Below are 17,938 nucleotides of genomic sequence, written 5' to 3'. Positions count from 1 at the left end.
ACGGGGGCAGGGCATTTCAGTCCTGCTCGCCGCCCTGTTCCCCGGTGGGCGCGGGGCGGGCGACGGGCAGCGGGCCCAGGGCGCTCGCCGCGCTCGCCGGGGCCGGGCGGCGCGGCAGCCGGGGGCGGATCAGCCGCAGCCACGCCAGCAGGAGCAGCGCCAGCCCGGCGGCGAAGGGGAGCACCGCGGCCAGTGCCACCACGATCCACCGCAGCATCGACACGAACGCGTCCCAGCCGCCCGACAGGGCGTCCATGACCCCCGGATCGTCGTCCCCGGCGGCCTTCGGCACCGGCTTCTCGGACAGGGACAGCGTGATGGTGGCCAGGCTCGTCCGGTCCTTCAGGGACGCCTGACGGGCCAGCAGCGCCTCCAGGTCGGACTGGCGGCTGCTCAGTTCGCCCTCCAGGGTGACGACGTCGCTCAGCTTGGTGGCCCGGTCCATCAGCTCCCGGATGCGGGCCACGCTCGCCCGCTGCGTCTTGATGCGGCTCTCCACGTCGACGACCTGATCGGTGACGTCCTGCGCCTTCGCGGTGCGCTCGACGAGCCTGCCCGCGCCCTCCAGCTCCGCCAGGACCCCCTCGTACGCATCGACGGGCACCCGCAGCGTCACCCGCGTCTCCTCCGCGCCCTCCTCGTCACGGAAGGTGGACTCCTTGCCGACGTAGCCGCCCGCGTTCTCGGTGGTCGTCCGGGCCGCCTCCAGCGCCCTGGGCACGTCCTTGACCTGCACGGTGAGTTCGGCGGTACGGATGATGTGGCTGGTGGGCAGCTTGGGCGCGGTGCTCGCCTGCTTGCCGCCCGCGCCGCTGTCACTGTCGGCGGCGCCGCCCGGGGCGCCCTCCTTCGCCTCCGACAGCGCGGCGCTGTCGCTGCCGGAATCGCCGCCGGAGGAGCCGGAGCCGGAGCAGCCGGCCAGGGCCAGTGCGGTGGCCAGCAGAAGACCGGCCAGGGCGTGTACCGGCCGTACGGAACGTCGTGCGCGCATGGGCGTCCCCCCGAGGGTTGTGACGACTGACGCTCCTTCGACGCACGGGTGCCCCGCAACGTTGGGGCGGGGTGGTTCCGATGGGGTCACGGTCGGGACTCGGAAGGGACAAAGGGCCCTGGCCGCGCTGTCGGTGGCGTCTGAGAGGGTGGAGCCATGAGCGGATCAGGTACGACGGGACACGTCGTCGTCATCGGAGCCGGGATCGCGGGACTGGCCGCGGCCCACCGGCTGCTGCAGCGCGGGGCGCGGGTGACCGTCCTGGAGGCGTCCGGCCGCGTCGGCGGCAAGCTGCTGCCCGGCGAGATCGCCGGCGCGCGCGTGGACCTCGGCGCGGAGTCGATGCTGGCGCGCAGACCCGAGGCCGTCGCCCTGGCCCGCGAGGCCGGCCTCACCGACCGCCTCCAGCCGCCCGCCACCGCCACCGCCTCGATCTGGACCCGCGGCGCCCTGCGCCCCATGCCCAAGGGCCACGTCATGGGCGTCCCCGGCACCGCCGCCGCCCTCGAAGGCGTCCTCTCCGAGGAGGGCCTGGCCCGCATCGAGCGCGACGCCGACCTGCCCCGCACCGAGGTCGGCGACGACGTGGCGGTGGGCGCGTACGTCGCCGAGCGCCTCGGCCGTGAAGTCGTCGACCGGCTCATCGAGCCCCTCCTGGGCGGGGTGTACGCGGGCGACGCCTACCGCATCTCGATGCGCTCGGCCGTTCCGCAGCTGTTCCAGGCGGCGCGGACCCACACCTCCCTGACGGAGGCGGTCCGCGAGATCCAGGCCAAGGCGGCGGCCAACCAGCAGACCGGCCCGGTCTTCATGGGCATCCAGGGCGGCGTCGGCAGCCTCCCGCTCGCCGTCGCCGACTCGGTCCGCGCGTGCGGCGGCGAGATCGTCACCGACGCACCCGTCACCGAACTGCGCCGCGCGGGCGCCGAAGGCTGGCGGGTCGTCACCGGCGACCGCACCCTGCACGCCGACTCCGTGATCGTCGCCGTCCCCGCCCCGGCCGCCGCCGGCCTGCTGCGCCCCGAGTCCCCGGAGGCCGCCGCCGAGCTCGCCGGCGTCGAGTACGCCTCCATGGCCCTGATCACCCTCGCCTACCGCCGTACCGACACCGCGCTCCCGGCGGGCAGCGGCTTCCTGGTGCCGCCCGTCGACGGCCGCACCATCAAGGCGTCCACGTTCGCGTCCCAGAAGTGGGGCTGGATCGCCGACGAGAACCCGGACGTCGTCGTCCTGCGCACCTCGGTCGGCCGCTACGGCGAGACGGCGATCCTGGAGCGCGACGACGCCGACCTCGTCGACGTCTCCCGCCACGACCTGCGCGAGGCCACCGGCCTCGACGCCCGCCCCCTGGAAACCCGCGTCACCCGCTGGACCGACGGCCTGCCCCAGTACCCGGTCGGCCACCACGCGCGCGTGGCCCGGGTCCGCGACCACGTGGCCAAGCTTCCCGGCATCGCCGTCTGCGGAGCGCAGTACGACGGCGTCGGCATCCCCGCCTGCATCGCGAGCGCGTACGCCGCGGTGGACCAGGTGTACGGCGACGAGCGCGGTGTGCAGGAGCTCACCGCCCACCCGGTGCAGAGTCTGCACGGAGGAGCAGGAGAATAAGGACCATGAGCAACGACGCCCCCACCCCCGAGGCCGGCCGGATCCCGAACAAGGGCAAGCTGGCCAAGGACCTGAACGAGGTCATCCGCTACACGCTCTGGTCCGTCTTCAAGCTGAAGGACGTCCTCCCCGAGGACCGCGCGGGCTACGCGGACGAGGTCCAGGAGCTGTTCGACCAGCTCGCCGCGAAGGACGTCACGATCCGCGGCACCTACGACGTGTCCGGCCTCCGCGCCGACGCCGACCTCATGATCTGGTGGCACGCCGAGACCGCCGACCAGCTCCAGGAGGCGTACAACCTCTTCCGCCGCACCAAGCTGGGCCGCGCCCTGGAGCCGGTCTGGTCGAACATGGCGCTGCACCGCCCCGCCGAGTTCAACCGCTCGCACATCCCGGCGTTCCTCGCCGACGAGACGCCGCGCAACTACGTCAGCGTCTACCCCTTCGTGCGGTCCTACGACTGGTACCTCCTGCCCGACGAGGACCGCCGCCGCATGCTCGCCGACCACGGCAAGATGGCCCGCGGCTACCCGGACGTCCGCGCCAACACGGTCGCCTCCTTCTCCCTCGGCGACTACGAGTGGCTGCTGGCCTTCGAGGCCGACGAGCTGTACCGCATCGTCGACCTCATGCGCCACCTGCGCGCCTCGGAGGCCCGCATGCACGTCCGCGAGGAGGTCCCGTTCTTCACGGGCCGCCGCAAGGACATCGGGGATCTGGTCGCGGGCCTGGCCTGATCAGCCGCGGGGCTTGGGCTCCGGGTGCGGCGCACACGCAGCGCGCCGCACCGGGAGCCGGCCCTCCAGCAGGTACGCGTCCAGGTAGCCGTTGACGCACCGGTTCGGGCCGCCCGCGATCCCGTGCGTGCCCGCGTCCCGCTCGGTCACCAGCACCGACCCCGACAACCGCCGGTGCAGCTCCAGCGCCCCTTCGTAGGGCGCGGCCGCATCCCGCTCGGCCGCCAGGATCAGCGTCGACGGCAACTCGCCCGGACCCGTCCGCACGTCCAGCGGCTCCTGACGCGGCGCCCGCCAGTAGGCGCACGGCAGGTTCATCCACACGTTGTCCCAGGTCTCGAACGGCGCGACCCGGGCGAGCCGGGTGTTGTCCCGGTCCCACACCTCCCAGTCCGTGGGCCAGGCCGCGTCGTTGCACTCGACGGCCGTGTACACGGCGCTGGAGTTCTCGGCCTCCTTCGCCGCCTCCGGATGCGGCCCCGCCTGCTCGATCAGCGGCTTGGGGTCGCCCTTCAGATAGGCGGACAGCGCCTGCGCCCGGTGCGGCCAGAAGTCGTCGTAGTACCCGGCCGTCAGGAACGCCCCCTGCAACTGGCCGGGCCCGACCTTCCCGCCGGCCGGGTCCGCCGCCAGCTGGGCCGCCGCCTTGTCGTAGCTGCGCTGCACGTCCTCGGCCGTGTCGCCGAGGCCGTACACCTTGTCGTGCTTGGCGACCCACTCCCGGAAGTCCGCCCAGCGGCCCTCGAACGCGGCCGACTGGGCGAGGTTGTTGCGGTACCAGACGTCCTCCGGGTCCGGGTTCACCGCCGCGTCGAACACCATCCGCCGCACGTGCGTGGGGAACAGCGTCGCGTACAGGGCCCCGAAGTAGGTGCCGTACGACGCCCCCATGAACGTCAGCTTCTCCTCGCCCAGGGCGGCACGCAGGACGTCGAGGTCGCGGGCGTTGTTGAGGGAGGTGTAGTGCCGCAGTGCGCTGCCGGTCCGCTTGGCGCAGCCGCGCGCGTAGGCCTTCGCCTCGGCGATGCGCTCCTGCTTGTACGACTCCGAGGGGTGCGTCGGCGCCGGTGAGGGCGCCTTGAGGAAGTGCTTGGGGTCCTCGCAGGACAGCGGGGCCGAGCGGTCGACACCGCGCGGGGCGTAGCCGACGAGGTCGTAGGCCGCCGCGAGCCGCTTCCACTCGGGCACGTAGCCCATGAGCGGGAAGTACATGCCGGAGCCGCCCGGGCCGCCCGGGCTGTAGACCAAGGAGCCCTGCCGCGGGACCTTGCGCTTGCTGTTGTGCGGGTCCTTGTGGGTGGCCCGGATCCGGCTGACGGTGAGCTTGATCTGCTTGCCGCCGGGGTGCGCGTAGTCGAGCGGGACGGTGACCGTGCCGCACTGCATCGCGGCCGGCAGGTCCTCCGCGTCCGGGCACCTGCCGAAGGCGATCCCGGCCTCCTGGGCCCGCGCGGCGGCGGTCGCGGCGCCGCGCAGTTCGGCCGTGCCCGGGGCGGCAGCGGGGGCGCCGCCCGGGGCGGCCGCGAGTGTGGTCAGGATCAAGGTCCCGGCGGCCGAGTAGAGGGCGGGGGCTCTCATCGCGTATCCCTTCGGTGCACGGCAGCAACAAAAGGGATGTTTCGTTCGGTTGTTGGTGAAGGCAAGCACCGTCCGGCCGGTGTCGGCGCCAATGCCCCTATGCGCCCCTGGTGTGCCCGGCGCGCCAGGGCTGCTCGCGGTCGGCGAAGGCCGCGCGCAGATCCGGTTCACCGACCGCGTGGACGCCCCGGACGGCGACCGTCGTGAGGTACGTCCGGTCGTCGCCGCCCCCGGTGCGGCGGGCCAGGGCGCCGAGCAGGCGCTGGCCGGCGGGGGAGGCCCAGCGCGAGTAGGGGTGGACCTCGACACGGGCGATCGCGAGGCAGCTCAGGGTGAGCGCGAGGGGCAGCGCGAACCAGAGGGCGATCAGCTGGCGCGGCATCTCCGACGGGGCGGGCGTCAGCAGCGCGGTCGCGCCCAGCGCGAGGACGACGAGCGCGGCGAGCTGCACCTGGCGCACGGCCGCCGCCACCGTCGTACGCGCCCCGTCCGGCACGGCGAGGCCCGCGCGGACGAGCCGGTCGGCGAGGCCGCGCACCGGGGCCGCGGTCGCCGCGGCGTCCCGCGCCGGGGTGATCCGGGACTGGCCCTCCGGGCCGATCGCCCCTATGACGGAGCGCTCGATCTCGTCCCGGCCGCGCGGGTCGACGACCGTCGCCCAGCCGGTGTGCGCGAGGAGCAGTCGGCGCTGGCGCGCCATCGAGACCATGGTGAGGTCGGCGACCCGCCGGGGGCCGCCGGACAGGAACGCCGCCTCGTACAGCGTCAGATCGTGCCCATGGCCCGCGGCCGCTTCTTCCGTGTCCACGGCCGCAGCACGTACGGCGGCCAGGCACAACCGGGTACACGCGGTACCGGCGGCGGCCCAGGCCAGCAGGAGGAGAAGGACCCAGAACATGACGCTGTTCTATGCGAATCGACCGCGAAGGCGCCATGCCTTGTTCACAATCCGGACGGAGCGTTGCCGGTACGTGATGTTCCCCTTGGGGCCGCTCAAGACCCGCTCGGCGGCGGGCTGGTGGCCGGTGGGGGCAGCGAGTACGTCGGCGATGCCGGTGGCGTGACCGGGATCGCCGGGGCCGGGTCGGTCGTCGGGCCGGGCGGGCCCGGGGTGTTGGTGATCGGGGGAGTGCTCCCGGAGGCCATCTCCTGGGCCAGGGCGTCCCAGTCGACGTACCCGGTGGCCTCCAGGATCTTGATGTGGTCGAGGACGGTGGTGTTCGCGTCGTCGGCGAGGGCACGGACCAGGGAGTTGCGGGTGGTGGCCCGCACCTGGGCGACGACCGAGAAGACCCTGCCGTGGGCGATCCGCAGGATGTTGGCGAACTGCCGGTCGTACTCGACCCCTTGGGCCGAGCTCAGGGTGGCCAGCCACTGCTTCTGCTGGTCGTTGGGCTCGTTGGGGAGGGCGAGGCCGAGCTGCGAGGCGACGTCACGCACCCGCCCGTCCAGGAACGTGTGCCCGTCGACGAGGTGCTGCCCCGCGGTGCGTACGGCCTGGGTCGTGCCCTTCTGCAGGGCCTGCTGCCCGGCCGGCAGCTCCCACAGCCCGGCCAGCCGCACCTTGGTGACGAACTCCCGGTCGAGCGCCGACAGCGGGCCGTACCTCGTCGACACCGTCTGGGCGTTGAGCACGTCGACCGCCGTCCCGGAACGGTCGGCGTACGACCAGATCGGGAAGATCAGGGCCGCCAGGGTCGCCGCCAGGCCGGTGATGATGAGCCCGGTGCCACTGAAGATGCCTCGGCCGTTGACGGGGGGTCGGGGTCGCATGGTGCCTCCTGCTTGCGGCACCGCACGCCAGTGCGTTTCGGGTGCGCAGGTGGCATGTTACTTCGCGGTCACGTCGGCTGACGACCGTCCGCCTCAGCGGCGCAGCAGCACCCGCCGCGTCGCCCGCGCGAGACGCACGCCCGGCCGGTGCGAGCGCGGCCGCGACCCCGACCGCTCCTCCCACCACTCCCGCAGCTCGGCCAGCGCCCGCTCGTCGCCCACCGTCCCTGCCCCGAGCAGATGCCCGGCGAAGTCCAGCGCGTCCCTGCGGTACCCGCCGGTCATCGGGTGCCCGTGGGCATAGCCGAGGAAGGCGGCCCGGTACCCCGCACCGAGGATCACCGGCAGCTCGGGCGCGACCTTCGCCACGACGTCCGCCCGCTTCCCGGCCAGTGCCCGCGCCTGCACCCCGAGCCGCACCCGGTCGAACCCCTCGGGCACGGGCGTCCCGGCGACGAGGGCGGACAGGAGCGCGGCCTGCGCGAGGGCGAGGCGCTGGCGGGCGGGAGCGGTGTCGGGGGTCTCGTGGGCGGCTGCCGTACGGTCCTCCCGCGCCGCTCCGCGCTGCTGCTCCCGCCCCTTCTCCACCGCCTCCCGGATCGCCGCCAGCTCCCCCTCCAGCTCGGCCGGTTCCGGGAAGTTCTCGTCCCGTTCCAGGAGGACCCCGGGCGGCGACACCCGGGAGGCGAGGTCGGTGAGGATGTCGAGGACCGGGCGGGGGACGGGGTGGGCGTGGCTGTCGTGCCAGACACCGTCCCGCTCGAAGCCGCCCGCCACGTGGACGTAGGCGATGGCCTCCAGGGGGAGGTCGGCGAGGGCGGCGGCCGGGTCCTCGCCGCGGTTGACGTGGTTGGTGTGGAGATTGGCGACGTCGATGAGGAGTCGTACGCCCGTACGGTCCGCCAGCTCGTACAGGAACTGCCCCTCCGTCATCTCCTCGTCCGGCCAGGCGATCAGCGCGGCGATGTTCTCGACGGCGAGCGGCACGGGCAGCGCGGCCTGGGCGATGCGGATGTTCTCGCACAGCACGTCGAGGGCGTCACGGGTGCGGGGGACCGGCAGCAGGTGGCCGGCCTCCAGGCGCGGGGAGGCCGTCAGGAGCCCGCCCGCCCGGACGAACGCGATGTGCTCGGTGACCAGGGGCGAGCCCAGCGCCTCGGCGCGCTCGGCGAGGGCGGTCAGGCGGCTCTCGTCCGGGCGGTCGGCGCCGCCGAGGCCGAGCGAGACGCCGTGCGGGACCACGGTGACCCCGCGCTCGCGCAGCCGCCGCAGCGACTCCGGCAGATGGCCGGGGCAGGTGTTCTCGGCCACGACCTCGACCCAGTCGATGCCCGGCATACGCTCCACGGCGTCCGCGATCTCCGGCCGCCAGCCGATTCCCGTGCCCAGTCGCTCCATGGTCCCCGCCCCCGTTTCTCGTCGAGTGCCTTGCTCAGGTGCCCGCCGTGCCGTCCCCTCCGACGCCGTGCCGTTCCTGTGTGACGGGGGTATGGCCCCGAGGTCCGGAGCCGAATCACCCAGGGGGCGTCTTCAGAGCAACATTTGAGGTTGAGGCCGACGGGCAGCCGTCCAGCGGCCGGGCGGTGACGGTGCCGGTGCGGCCGGCGGTGTACGTGTAGCACTGGGCCCAGTCGGACGCGGCGACCTGCACCACGACGGTGGTGCCGGTCGCGGTGCGGACGACGGAACGGGGGCTTCGGGGACGTAGCACGGCGGCGATCTCCTGGTCGGTCAGGGTGCCGTCGGCATCGGCCTGCTGCAGCCGGACCCTGAGCCGCTCGGCGCCGGCGGTGACGGCGGCCCGGGCGTCGCGCTCCCGGTCCCGCCCGCTGTCCTGTACGGCCTGGAAGAACCAGACCAGCACGCCGGCGGCCACCAGCACGCAGGTCAGCACGGCCGCGCCGAGACACCCGGCCGACCGGGCGAGGAACCCGGCCGGCCCGCTGTCGCGGCGCGGTGCGTGCCGCATGGGGGAGGTCACGCGGTCATGCTCCCGTATAGCCGAGGGAGGTCAAGGCGTTCTCGACCACGTGCTCGTATCCGGTGGTGCCCGCGTTGTTCGGATGGAAGGCCTCGCGGCTCAGACAGGTCTGACCGACGCCCGAGACGGCGATGCACACGGCGTGCGGGTCCCCTTCGTGGAAGTCACCGTCGCCGTTGGGCCCGAGCACGATCTTGTTGATCCACTCGTCGCTGTCGCAGCCGCCGTGGCCGACGAACGCCGAGACCGGATTGGCGTACGAGACGTCGTATCCGGCGGCGTGCAACTCGTCGACCTTGGCCTTCTGCGCCGTGTCCATGTAGTTGGCGAGGGTCGCCAGCGCGGCGGCCTCGTCGCCGTCGATGTACCAGGAGCCCGTGCACTTGACCGTGCGGCTGAGGATCTCCGGATAGCCGACGAGCAGGATCTTGGCGTTCGGTGCCTGCTGGGCGACGGCGGTCAGGGTGTTGCCGATGTCCTCCTTGGTCTGGTCGATCAACTTCTCGTATTTGGCGAGGAAGTCGCTGCCCGCGCAGTCCCCGAGGCCCGCGCAGTCCGTCACGGCGTTGACGAAGGCGCCGTAGTTGTTGCCGCCGATGGTGAGGGTCACCAGGGTCGTGTCTTTGGTGAGCACACCGGAGTCCACCTGCGGGATCTCCCGGAACTCGCCGTCGCCGGCGGCGATGTCACCGCTCTGCCAGTAGCTGGTGTCGACGGACCCGTCGACCTGCCAGGTGTGGGCGCCGGAGCAGGCGACGAAGCCCAGTTCCGCGTCGGGGCTGTAGTTGTCGGACAGCAGGGACAGGCTCGCGGACTCACCCGGCAGGACGAGCTTGCGGGGCCAGGCGTTGGCGCTGCGCCGGCAGGCGTCCCAGTCGACGGTGCCGTGGTCCTGGTCGGTCGACGTGTCGTAGGAGCCGGCGCCCTCACCCGAGGAGTAGGAGTCGCCGAGCGCGGCCACGATGTGCCGCGGCTTGGCCGAGAGCCACTGGAAGCCGACGGCGTCCCAGGCCACGTCGTTGTCCGCCTGCCCCTCGGGCGTGTAGTTGGACAGGGTGACGCCCTGGAAGTCGGAGCCGGCGGTGAAGTGGTAGATGCCCAGGCTCACCCACTGGTTGGCATGGGCGACGGCGTTGATGATCCGGTTGTGGGTGGTGCCGTCGCCGAGGTGGATGGTGTAGACGGCCTGCTGGCTGCCGGAGCCGGTGTTGGGCAGATGCACCAGGACCCGGGTCCAGGAGGTGCGCTGGCTGTTGAGTTTCCAGGTGCCGGTGGCGGCCATCGCGCCGCTCGCGATGCCCGGGTCCGTGCCGGGATCGGACACGTCGGCCGTGGCGCCGTGGGCGTCGTCGCGGGCGTGGGCGTACCAGAAGTGGTCGCCGAAGCCACCGCCGATCTGGTGCAGGTCGCCCTTCGCCTCGTAGTGGCCCGCGGAGTCGGCGTTGAAACGGAAGCCGAACGTCCCGGCGTCGGTCCAGCCCGACTTGGCGCAGTTGTCGGTGAACGCCGGGACGCTGCTCGACACGTCGTCCACGACGGTGAAGCCCAGATCGGAGTTGTCGCACATGGTGCCGGAGCCGTTGTTGCCGTTGCCCAGTTCGGTCCTGAGCGTCTTGTACGTCAGGTACTCGTGGCCGCAGCTGTTGGAGCAGTCGACCTTCCAGGTGGTCTGGTTGGCGTGGTACCAGTGCGGTGGATCGCAGGTCTGGCCGAGGTGGTCGACCTCGCAGCGCGGCGGGTTGGCCGGGTCGCAGTCGTTGACGAGCGGGGCGCAGAACGTGTCGAGGTCCGGCTTGACCGAGGAGCGGTCGGCGTCGGTGCTCCACCAGGCGGCCGAGTAGCCCGCGGTGTTGCTGTTGTTGGCGGTGCCGTCGTCGGCGTAGGCGCGCCCGGTGTCGATCGGCCAGGCGCCCCAGCCGAGCACCTTCTCCTCGTACGACCAGTCCTGCGGATGCCCGGCGTCGGCGTAGGTGTTGCCGTCCAGGAAGGCGTGCCGGTCCGGCGGGTAGAGCGGGTTGGAGGGGTTGTTCAGCCAGCCCAGGCCCCAGTAGCCGGACGGGTTGGCCGGGATGTAGTAGTTGAGACCGGAGTTGTAGTCCCAGAGGGCGGCGAACCAGTTCTCCGGTGCCGCGGGGTCGTCGGTGTTGAGTTTGATCGCGCCCGGGGTGACGGCCGTGTCGTGCAGCTCGTTCCACTTCTTCTCTAGCGTCTGGGCGGCGATCGCGATGTTGGACGTGTAGTCCAGCGCGATGGCCCGCTGCTGGGCGGCCGGGAGTTCGTCCACGTCACCGGTCTTCATGCCGTCGGTCTGCTGGCCGATGCCGTAGCCGCAGTCGGTCTTGGACCAGTCGATCAGCCAGTGGTCCTCAGGGGTCGCCGGGTCGCTGGGATGGCCGTAGAAGCCGTTGGTGCTGGCCAGGGTGGAGCTGGTCTGGCCGGGCAGGGCGCCGCCCTCGGCCTGCCACAGGTTGGACTCCTGGGCCAGTACGCCGAGGAGCACCTGAGCGGGGATGCGTCCGCCGCTGGTGCCGGTCAGCCCCGGCAGCGGGAACATGCCCTGCGGGTTCACCGTGCCGAGCCCGTCGGCCGTGCGCCATCCGCCCTGGCGGACATAGGCGCTGGTGAGGTCGCCCCGGACGGCCATGTCGGCGGCCCATTCGACCTGGTTGGGGGTGGGCTGGTACGCCTGCTGCGCCGGGTCGTTGCGCGGCTGCGAGCAGGTCCGGTCGTCGTCGATCGTGCTCGTGGGGCTGCCGGCCGCCGCGGCCGACATCGTGGCCGCGGACTTCGACGCGGTGCCGGAGCCGGTCAGGGCCGGTGACGCCTGTCCACCCGCCGCCTTGGCGCCGGTGGCGGCCTCACTCACGGTGAAGGAGATCCTCTTCGCGGTCGCGGGTACCTCGGTCTTGATCTTCAGGGGCGCCGCGGCGTTCCAGGCGGTCGCCGCGAGCGGGTCGCTGACGTGGCTGCGCAGGCTCGCGGACACGGCCTGGTCCACGGCGAGCGCGCCGGTCGAGGACACCTCGGCGTCCGCCGCGACCTTCAACTGCCGTACGGGTGAAGGCAGGTGTGTCACGGAGGCGGGCTTGCCGGTGAGGAAGACGCGGCCGGAGGTGCCGGCCGCCAGGCCCAGCGCGCCCGACGGGCCCTGGGCGAAGGTGGTGGTCCGACCGGCCGCGGTGCGGCGGGCGCGGGCCTTGCCGCCCTTCTGGTCCAGGAAGTCGACGCCTCCCCCGGCGTCGACGTGCAGCCCGAAGGCGGGGCCGGTGGTGGTGGCGAGCTCGGTGGTGTGGTTCTTCCGGTCGAAGCCGATCAGCCGGCCCGCCGCCGCGCCGACGATGCCGTCGGGCGTGGGGACCGCCGAGGTGACCTGGACGTTCTCGGTCTGCCTGCGGATGACGGCGCCGGTGGCGGTGTTCACCGTCAACAGCCTGGTCCGGTTGCGCTGTTCGTCGCCCAGCTGGGTGAGCACGGCGGTCTCGCCGGTGCCGCAGCCCGGGTTGAAGTACCCGAGGGTGACCGTGTCGGCCAGCTTGGTGACCTTGCCGCTGGTCAGGTCGACGACGGCGGCGAAACCGCCGCGCTCCATCAGCTCGGGGCTGTTGGTGAAGTCCCGGGGCGCGTAGACGACCACGGCCCGTTTGCCGGACCCCGTCACGCAGGCGTTCCCGATCCACAGGTCGGTGCCGAAGCCGGGCTCCGAGAGCGTGGCGACGGTCCGCCACCGGTAGGCCTCGGCGCTGTCGGCGGCGAGGACCCGCAGGGCGGAACCGTCACCCGCGACGGTCACCGCGCGGTCGGCGGACTTCCGCCAGCCCTTGGGCAGCTGCGTGTCCGGGGAGAGCACTTTCGACGACCGGTCCTGGCTGGACGCCTGGGGAGCGGGGTCGCTCGGGCCGGAGGGCGGCGCGGCGGACGCGGGGGCCCCGGAGGGCGGTGCGGCGAAGGCGGGACCGGTCTGGGTCAGACCGGTGACCACCAGTGAAGTGGCGAGCAGGGCGATGGACGCACGTGCTCTGTGTCTCAGCCTCAAGGGTCCTCCAGGGTCCCGATGGGCAGGCCTCATCCCCGTTGTGAGGGACGGAAGTTCCCGCAAGTGAAGCCGACACAAAGTACGTGCAGGGGCCCAGGAAAGGGAAGGGCCGATGACCATGAACCTCTTCGGTGATGTGGGGTTCTGTCGGAAAACAACCGCTCCGCCGCTGGTCACCGCGCGGGAAGTGACCCTATTTCACAAGGGAATTGGTGACCTGGAGATTCAAGTGCGGCAAGTTGCTTGGCGGTTTCTTTGGTGATCCTTGGTTGTTCCTGTCGCTCTCTGAAGGCAATCCTGTAATTCGCCGGCACTGCACAGAGTTTGCCTGCCTTCCTCACTGCAAAGGACGAGTCATGGTCCATGCTCTGCCCGCGTTCCGGAACGTCAACAGACGGGCGGCGGCGATCGGTCTCGCCGTCGCCACCTGTGCCGCCGTCACCACGTTCGCCACCGAGAGCCAGGCGCACGCGGTCACCGTCATCTACTCCTCCTCGCCCTGCATCTCCAGGGACTCCAGGGGCTACGACCCCGACTGCGAGGCCGACCTCTTCATCAACTACAACTCGTCGCCCCAGAGCGGTGTCCTGCCGGCGCCCGGTGCGATCGCCGACATGTACGGCGACATCTACGACTTCTCGGCAGGCCTGGACGGCAACGGGCAGTACGTCTTCGTCTTCAGCACCGCCGGCAGCCGACCCGGTGCCGGGCAGAAGATCAAGAACAACGCCGCCGCAGCGGACCCCTGCGGTGTGAACAGTTACCGCATCTACTACAACTCCGGTTACACCGGCCACTCTCAGTACTTCGGCTCCGACCGGTACTGCGACGGGGACTTCAATTTCGACTCCACGCTGAAGAACGAGGACGCGTCGGAGCACTGGTCCTGACGGCAGGTCGTCGTCGGTGACCCGTCTGTTCAGAAGGAGAGTCGATGCCTGGTCGGAGAGCCGCACGGCCCGTGGTGGCCGTCGTGGCGGCGCTGCTCGCCCTGGCGGCGTGCTCCCCGGGCGGCGGGACCGGAACGCCCCGGGCAGGGGGTGCCACCCCCTCCGGGACGGGCGCCCCCGCCTGGCCCGCCGCGGTGCCCGCGTCGGGCCTCGCCAAGGGCCTGGTCCTGCCCATGGAGGCCTACCTGGAGCCGTACGCGGACACCGTGGTCATCGACCGGGCCGTCGACCGGCTCACCGCGCAGTGCATGAAGCGGTACGGCTACGCGTACACCGCTCCGGCCCGCGGCATGACGCCACCGCCCAGCAGCGACGACTCCAACATGCCGCGCCGCTACGGCATCACCGACGAGGACCTGGCCGCCAGGTTCGGCTACTTTCTCGGCGATCTCAACCAGACCCCGCCGCCGGCGCCGAAGCTCTCCTCCGCGGAAACGGCCGTGCTCACCGGCCGACTGGCCATCGCGCGGGGCGCGAAGAAGGCCCCGGCGCGCATCGGCGGCAAGAGCATCCCCCAGGACGGATGCCTCGGCGAGGCGACCCGGCGGATCGGGCCGCGCATCGACGAGAGTCTGCCCAGCAGACTGGACTACGAGAGTCTGCGCCGTTCGCAGAGCGATCCCCGTGTGCTGGCCGTCATCGGCGCCTGGTCGCGGTGCATGAAGGCGAAGGGCTACACCGTGGACAGCCCGCTGAACGCCGCGAACCTCACCCCCGACACCCACGACGGGCAGGCCGGGCAGGCGGACATCACCACGGCACTGACCGACATCGGGTGCAAGCGGCGGACGGGCCTCGTCAAGACCTGGTTCACCGTGGAGTCCGCCATCCAGCGCCGGCAGATCGAACAGCACCAGCTGGCCCTGACCCAGGTCAGGGACACGATCACCGCCGAGGTCAAGGCGGCGACCGGCGTACTGGGCCGCTGACACGCGACACGACGGCGCGGCCGCGCCCGACGGGCGCCGACTCACCCTCACGAAAGGGATGTGGGACTCCATGGCATCGCGTACGGCCCGGCGGCGGCGCGCCGTCGTGGGCGTGGCCGCACTCGCCGGACTGCTGTCGGTCGGCGGGCTGGCGGGGTCGGGACTGGTGCGGTCGCCCTCGCAGGCGGCCGCGGACACCCGCCCGCCGGCGCCGAGCGTGATCACCGCGCCGGTGACGCGGCAGGTCCTGCGCTCCACCGTGGTGCTGCGGGGCACCTTCGCCGACGGCCGGACGGTGTCCGCCCAGCCGTCCTCGGTGGCCGGGACCGAAGCTCCGTCCAGGCCCGCGCAGTTGATGGTCACCGGCGTGTTCACCCGGGTGGGCCGCTCCGTCCGGGCCGCCAGGGCGCTGCTGGAGTACTCGGGGCGGCCGGTGTTCGCGCTGCCGGGAGCCGTTCCGGCGTACCGGGACCTGGTCTACGGCGAACAGGGCGGCGACGTGGAGCAGTTGCAGAAGGCACTGGTCTCGCAGGGCTACGGCACCGGCGGCGACACCGCGGGTGTCTTCGGACCCGGAACCGAGCAGGCGGTGCGCGAGCTGTACCGGCACCTCGGCTACCCGGCCCCCGTGACGCGTGACGCGAGCCCTCCCTCCGACGCGGACGGCAAGGCCGTCACCGGGGCGGACGCGTCGGCCTCCCCGGCGCCCACGCCTCAGGGCGAGTCCTCCTCCACCGCGCACGCCATGGTGCCCGCGTCGGAGGTGATCTTCGTCCCGTCACTGCCCGCGCGGGTGGTGTCCGTTCCGGTCCAGGTCGGCGACCCGGTCAAGGGGCCGGTGATCGCGCTCGCCCGCGGCGGCCTGACGCTCACCGGGCGACTCGACCCGGCGCAGGCCGGCCTCGTCACGCCGGGGATGAAGGTCTCCGTGCTCTCGGAGGCCACCGGCGCGCAGGCGCGCGCCACGGTGGAGTCGGTGGGCGCCCTCGTCACGCCGGGCGCCGGCAAGGAAGGCACGTCGGACTCCGGCACGGTGGCGGCCGCGGGCGGCGGAGCCTACCGGCCGCTGGCCGTCAAGCCGGACAAAGCGTGGAACACGGCCTTCGCGGGCCAGGACGTCCGCATCACGGTCACCGCCGCCTCGACCGCGAAGCCGGTGCTGGCGGTGCCCGAGGCCGCGGTCACGGCCGGCGCCGACACCCACACCTCGGTCACCGTGGTCACCGCCGCCGGAGAACGGCGGACCGTACGGGTGACGACCGGGGCGTCCGCGGACGGCATGGTGCAGGTCACCCCGGCACGCGGCGCCGACCTGGAAGCCGGTGACCGGGTCGTGGTCGGGAAATGATCACAGACCCCGGGGAGAAGACCCGCACCGCCCCGGAACCCTCCGCGGTGCTGCGGCTCGTCGGCTGCGCGAAGACCTATCCCGGTTTCCCTCCCGTGCAGGCGCTGCACCCGGCCGACCTGACCGTGCCGGCCGGCGACTACCTCACCGTGGTCGGGCCGTCCGGCTCGGGAAAGTCCACGCTGCTGAATCTGCTCGGACTGCTGGACCGACCCACTTCGGGCACCCTGACCTTCGCCGGGGTGGACGTGGCGGAGCTGTCCGAGCGTGAGCGCACGGCGCTGCGGGGACGCCGTATCGGCTTCGTCTTCCAGGAGTTCCACCTGCTGCCGTACCGCACCGCGCTGGAGAACGTGGCCCTGGCACAGCTCTACGTCACCGACCGTGCCGCCGAACGCGTCCGTGCCGCCACCGACGCCCTGGAACGTGTCGGCCTCGGCCACCGCCTGGACGCCTCGCCCACCACGCTGTCCGGCGGCGAGCGGCAGCGGGTCGCCATCGCCCGCGCCCTGGTCAACGAGCCCGATCTGCTGCTGTGCGACGAGCCGACCGGCAACCTCGACTCCGTGACCGCCGCCACCGTGATGGACCTGCTCGGCGACCTCAACCGGGCGGGTGTCACCGTCATCGTCATCACTCACGATCCGGCGGTGGCCGCCCGCGCCCGCCGCCGGATCACCATCCTCGACGGCCGCCTGTCGGCCCGCGACGAATCCGGCGGGCGTCCCCTCGCGACGGAGAGGACCGGCACCGCGTGAGCACCCTCCTGCCGGGCCGGAGCCGCCCCCGGACACCGGTTCCCCCGACCCGGCTGCACGCGCGCGACCTGCTCGCCGAGGCGCTCACCGGGCTGCTCCAGCGCCCCGGCCGTTCGGTGCTGACCATGCTCGGCACCGTCCTCGGCGTGGGGGCCTTCGTCGCGGTGCTCGGTCTGACGTCCACCGCGACCGGGCAGATCGGCAAGTCCTTCAGCCTGCTGGAGGAGACCACCGTCACCGTGGACGACGCGGCCCCGGGCAGCGGGCGGACCACCAGCTTCCCCGCCGACGCCGACGCCCGCCTCGGCAGGCTCAACGGGGTGGTGGCCGGCGGTCCCTGGTGGCCGGTCCCGGTGCGCGACCCGCTCATCTCGGCGCGGCCGGACGTCACGGCGGTGGCCGACCAGGGCGCCGACATCGGGGTGTACGCGGCCTCACCGGGTGCCCTGCGCGCCATGCAGCCCACCCTCGCCACGGGCACGCTCTACAACGCCTTCCACCAGACCCGGGGGGAACGGGTGTGTCTGCTCGGCCTGTCCGCGGCCCGGTTGCTGGGCATCAGCCGGCTCGACGGCAATCCGGCGGTCTTCGTCGACGGTGTCTCGTACAGCGTGGTGGGCATCTTCGCGGACACCGAGCGGCTGCCGCAGACCCTGCTCGGCATGGTCATCCCCACCACCACGGCACTGCGCGAGTACGGTGCCCCGCTCGACTCACCCGCTCAGGCACTGATCAGAACCCGCCCCGGGGCGGCGCAACTGGTCGCCCGTCAGGCGCCGCTCGCACTGCGCCCCGATCGGCCGGACCTCCTCAAGGCGACCCCTCCGCCCGACCCGCACGGCCTGCGGGACCAGGTCGACACCGATCTGTCCGGGCTCTTCCTGGCCCTGGCCGTCATCTGCCTGGTCGTCGGGGCCTTCGGTATCGCCAACACCACACTGGTCGCCGTCCTCGAGCGGACGTCCGAGATCGGCCTGCGACGCGCCCTGGGCGCGCGACCCCGCCACATCACCGCCCAGTTCCTCACCGAGTCCACGGCTCTGGGCACCCTCGGCGGCCTGATCGGCACCTCCCTGGGGGTCGCCACGGTGCTGGGCACGGCGGTGGTCCGCGACTGGACGGCCGTGCTGCAACCCGCGGCCGTGCTCCCGGCCCCCCTCGCCGGTACCGTCACGGGCCTGCTCGCGGGCCTCTACCCCGCGCTGCGAGCGGCCCGGATCGAGCCGCTCGCGGCGCTGCGCCGCTGAACGCC

15 protein-coding genes are annotated in these 17,938 nt (G+C 72.6%); 8 read left to right on the top strand and 7 right to left on the bottom strand.

Translation table 11 applies throughout. The features are described from left to right. Nucleotides 1-16: 16 nt before the first annotated feature. Entirely contained in the window at nucleotides 17-991 is a 975-nt protein-coding gene (locus tag ACFUO4_RS09470) for a DUF4349 domain-containing protein (RefSeq protein ID WP_383481722.1), read from the bottom strand. A gap of 156 nt (nucleotides 992-1,147) precedes the next feature. On the opposite strand from ACFUO4_RS09470, the gene hemG reads away from it, so the two are divergent. Both hemG and hemQ read left to right on the top strand, forming a co-directional pair. Then, complete coding sequence (gene hemG / locus ACFUO4_RS09465) at nucleotides 1,148-2,599, top strand: protoporphyrinogen oxidase (RefSeq protein WP_383481719.1); 1,452 nt, start codon at nucleotides 1,148-1,150, stop codon at nucleotides 2,597-2,599. Between the two features lie 5 nt (nucleotides 2,600-2,604). Further along, nucleotides 2,605-3,336, top strand: coding sequence for a hydrogen peroxide-dependent heme synthase (hemQ, locus tag ACFUO4_RS09460; protein WP_079309786.1), 732 nt, complete (start codon nucleotides 2,605-2,607; stop codon nucleotides 3,334-3,336). On the opposite strand, the gene ACFUO4_RS09455 is transcribed toward hemQ, so the two are convergent. From ACFUO4_RS09455 to ACFUO4_RS09430, 6 genes are all read right to left on the bottom strand, one after another. Further along, nucleotides 3,337-4,914, bottom strand: coding sequence for an alpha/beta hydrolase (locus tag ACFUO4_RS09455; protein ID WP_383481716.1), 1,578 nt, complete (start codon nucleotides 4,912-4,914; stop codon nucleotides 3,337-3,339). Between the two features lie 97 nt (nucleotides 4,915-5,011). After that, on the bottom strand, nucleotides 5,012-5,812 hold the full coding sequence (locus ACFUO4_RS09450) for a TIGR04222 domain-containing membrane protein (protein WP_383481713.1): 801 nt from the start codon (nucleotides 5,810-5,812) through the stop codon (nucleotides 5,012-5,014). A 95-nt stretch (nucleotides 5,813-5,907) separates the two neighbouring features. Beyond that, a complete protein-coding gene (locus ACFUO4_RS09445; protein ID WP_383481710.1) occupies nucleotides 5,908-6,687 on the bottom strand; it encodes a DUF4142 domain-containing protein in 780 nt (259 codons plus the stop codon). A gap of 93 nt (nucleotides 6,688-6,780) precedes the next feature. Continuing rightward, nucleotides 6,781-8,085 (bottom strand): DUF692 domain-containing protein, encoded by a 1,305-nt coding sequence (locus ACFUO4_RS09440; protein ID WP_079312602.1) that lies wholly within the window; start codon nucleotides 8,083-8,085, stop codon nucleotides 6,781-6,783. A 115-nt stretch (nucleotides 8,086-8,200) separates the two neighbouring features. Next, complete coding sequence (locus ACFUO4_RS09435) at nucleotides 8,201-8,668, bottom strand: hypothetical protein (RefSeq protein WP_128112390.1); 468 nt, start codon at nucleotides 8,666-8,668, stop codon at nucleotides 8,201-8,203. A gap of 4 nt (nucleotides 8,669-8,672) precedes the next feature. Continuing rightward, nucleotides 8,673-12,701: an SGNH/GDSL hydrolase family protein gene (locus ACFUO4_RS09430; RefSeq protein ID WP_383481705.1), complete on the bottom strand. Its 4,029-nt coding sequence runs from the start codon at nucleotides 12,699-12,701 to the stop codon at nucleotides 8,673-8,675. A gap of 112 nt (nucleotides 12,702-12,813) precedes the next feature. On the opposite strand from ACFUO4_RS09430, the gene ACFUO4_RS09425 reads away from it, so the two are divergent. The 6 genes from ACFUO4_RS09425 to ACFUO4_RS09400 all read left to right on the top strand — a co-directional run bounded on the left by ACFUO4_RS09425 (nucleotide 12,814) and on the right by ACFUO4_RS09400 (nucleotide 17,933). After that, nucleotides 12,814-12,963 (top strand): hypothetical protein, encoded by a 150-nt coding sequence (locus ACFUO4_RS09425; RefSeq protein ID WP_383481702.1) that lies wholly within the window; start codon nucleotides 12,814-12,816, stop codon nucleotides 12,961-12,963. A gap of 94 nt (nucleotides 12,964-13,057) precedes the next feature. Further along, nucleotides 13,058-13,591 (top strand): hypothetical protein, encoded by a 534-nt coding sequence (locus tag ACFUO4_RS09420; protein WP_383481699.1) that lies wholly within the window; start codon nucleotides 13,058-13,060, stop codon nucleotides 13,589-13,591. Between the two features lie 44 nt (nucleotides 13,592-13,635). Next, complete coding sequence (locus tag ACFUO4_RS09415) at nucleotides 13,636-14,580, top strand: hypothetical protein (RefSeq protein WP_179143592.1); 945 nt, start codon at nucleotides 13,636-13,638, stop codon at nucleotides 14,578-14,580. 70 nt (nucleotides 14,581-14,650) lie between these two features. Further along, nucleotides 14,651-15,928, top strand: a complete 1,278-nt coding sequence (locus ACFUO4_RS09410; RefSeq protein WP_383481695.1) for a peptidoglycan-binding protein — start codon at nucleotides 14,651-14,653, stop codon at nucleotides 15,926-15,928. After that, nucleotides 15,925-16,686 carry an ABC transporter ATP-binding protein gene (locus ACFUO4_RS09405; RefSeq protein ID WP_079312594.1) on the top strand — a complete coding sequence of 254 codons (762 nt, stop codon included), beginning with the start codon at nucleotides 15,925-15,927 and terminating at the stop codon, nucleotides 16,684-16,686. The genes ACFUO4_RS09410 and ACFUO4_RS09405 overlap by 4 nt, the downstream gene beginning before the upstream one ends. Beyond that, nucleotides 16,683-17,933 (top strand): ABC transporter permease, encoded by a 1,251-nt coding sequence (locus tag ACFUO4_RS09400; protein ID WP_383481691.1) that lies wholly within the window; start codon nucleotides 16,683-16,685, stop codon nucleotides 17,931-17,933. The genes ACFUO4_RS09405 and ACFUO4_RS09400 overlap by 4 nt, the downstream gene beginning before the upstream one ends. Nucleotides 17,934-17,938: the final 5 nt, after the last annotated feature.

The organism is Streptomyces sp. NPDC057280 (genome assembly GCF_042668605.1).
Classification (GTDB): Bacteria; Actinomycetota; Actinomycetes; order Streptomycetales; family Streptomycetaceae; genus Streptomyces.
The sequence above is the reverse complement of the archived record's forward strand: the minus strand, read 5'-3'. Positions and strand labels throughout refer to the sequence as shown.

Excerpts from the sequence above, each read along its gene's own strand:
- ACFUO4_RS09470 (WP_383481722.1), bottom strand. The coding sequence starts at position 991 with ATGCGCGCACGACGTTCCGTACGGCCGGTACACGCCCTGGCCGGTCTT.
- hemG (WP_383481719.1), top strand. The coding sequence starts at position 1,148 with ATGAGCGGATCAGGTACGACGGGACACGTCGTCGTCATCGGAGCCGGG.
- hemQ (WP_079309786.1), top strand. The coding sequence starts at position 2,605 with ATGAGCAACGACGCCCCCACCCCCGAGGCCGGCCGGATCCCGAACAAG.
- ACFUO4_RS09455 (WP_383481716.1), bottom strand. The coding sequence starts at position 4,914 with ATGAGAGCCCCCGCCCTCTACTCGGCCGCCGGGACCTTGATCCTGACC.
- ACFUO4_RS09450 (WP_383481713.1), bottom strand. The coding sequence starts at position 5,812 with ATGTTCTGGGTCCTTCTCCTCCTGCTGGCCTGGGCCGCCGCCGGTACC.
- ACFUO4_RS09445 (WP_383481710.1), bottom strand. The coding sequence starts at position 6,687 with ATGCGACCCCGACCCCCCGTCAACGGCCGAGGCATCTTCAGTGGCACC.
- ACFUO4_RS09440 (WP_079312602.1), bottom strand. The coding sequence starts at position 8,085 with ATGGAGCGACTGGGCACGGGAATCGGCTGGCGGCCGGAGATCGCGGAC.
- ACFUO4_RS09425 (WP_383481702.1), top strand. The coding sequence starts at position 12,814 with ATGACCATGAACCTCTTCGGTGATGTGGGGTTCTGTCGGAAAACAACC.
- ACFUO4_RS09420 (WP_383481699.1), top strand. The coding sequence starts at position 13,058 with ATGGTCCATGCTCTGCCCGCGTTCCGGAACGTCAACAGACGGGCGGCG.
- ACFUO4_RS09415 (WP_179143592.1), top strand. The coding sequence starts at position 13,636 with ATGCCTGGTCGGAGAGCCGCACGGCCCGTGGTGGCCGTCGTGGCGGCG.
- ACFUO4_RS09410 (WP_383481695.1), top strand. The coding sequence starts at position 14,651 with ATGGCATCGCGTACGGCCCGGCGGCGGCGCGCCGTCGTGGGCGTGGCC.
- ACFUO4_RS09405 (WP_079312594.1), top strand. The coding sequence starts at position 15,925 with ATGATCACAGACCCCGGGGAGAAGACCCGCACCGCCCCGGAACCCTCC.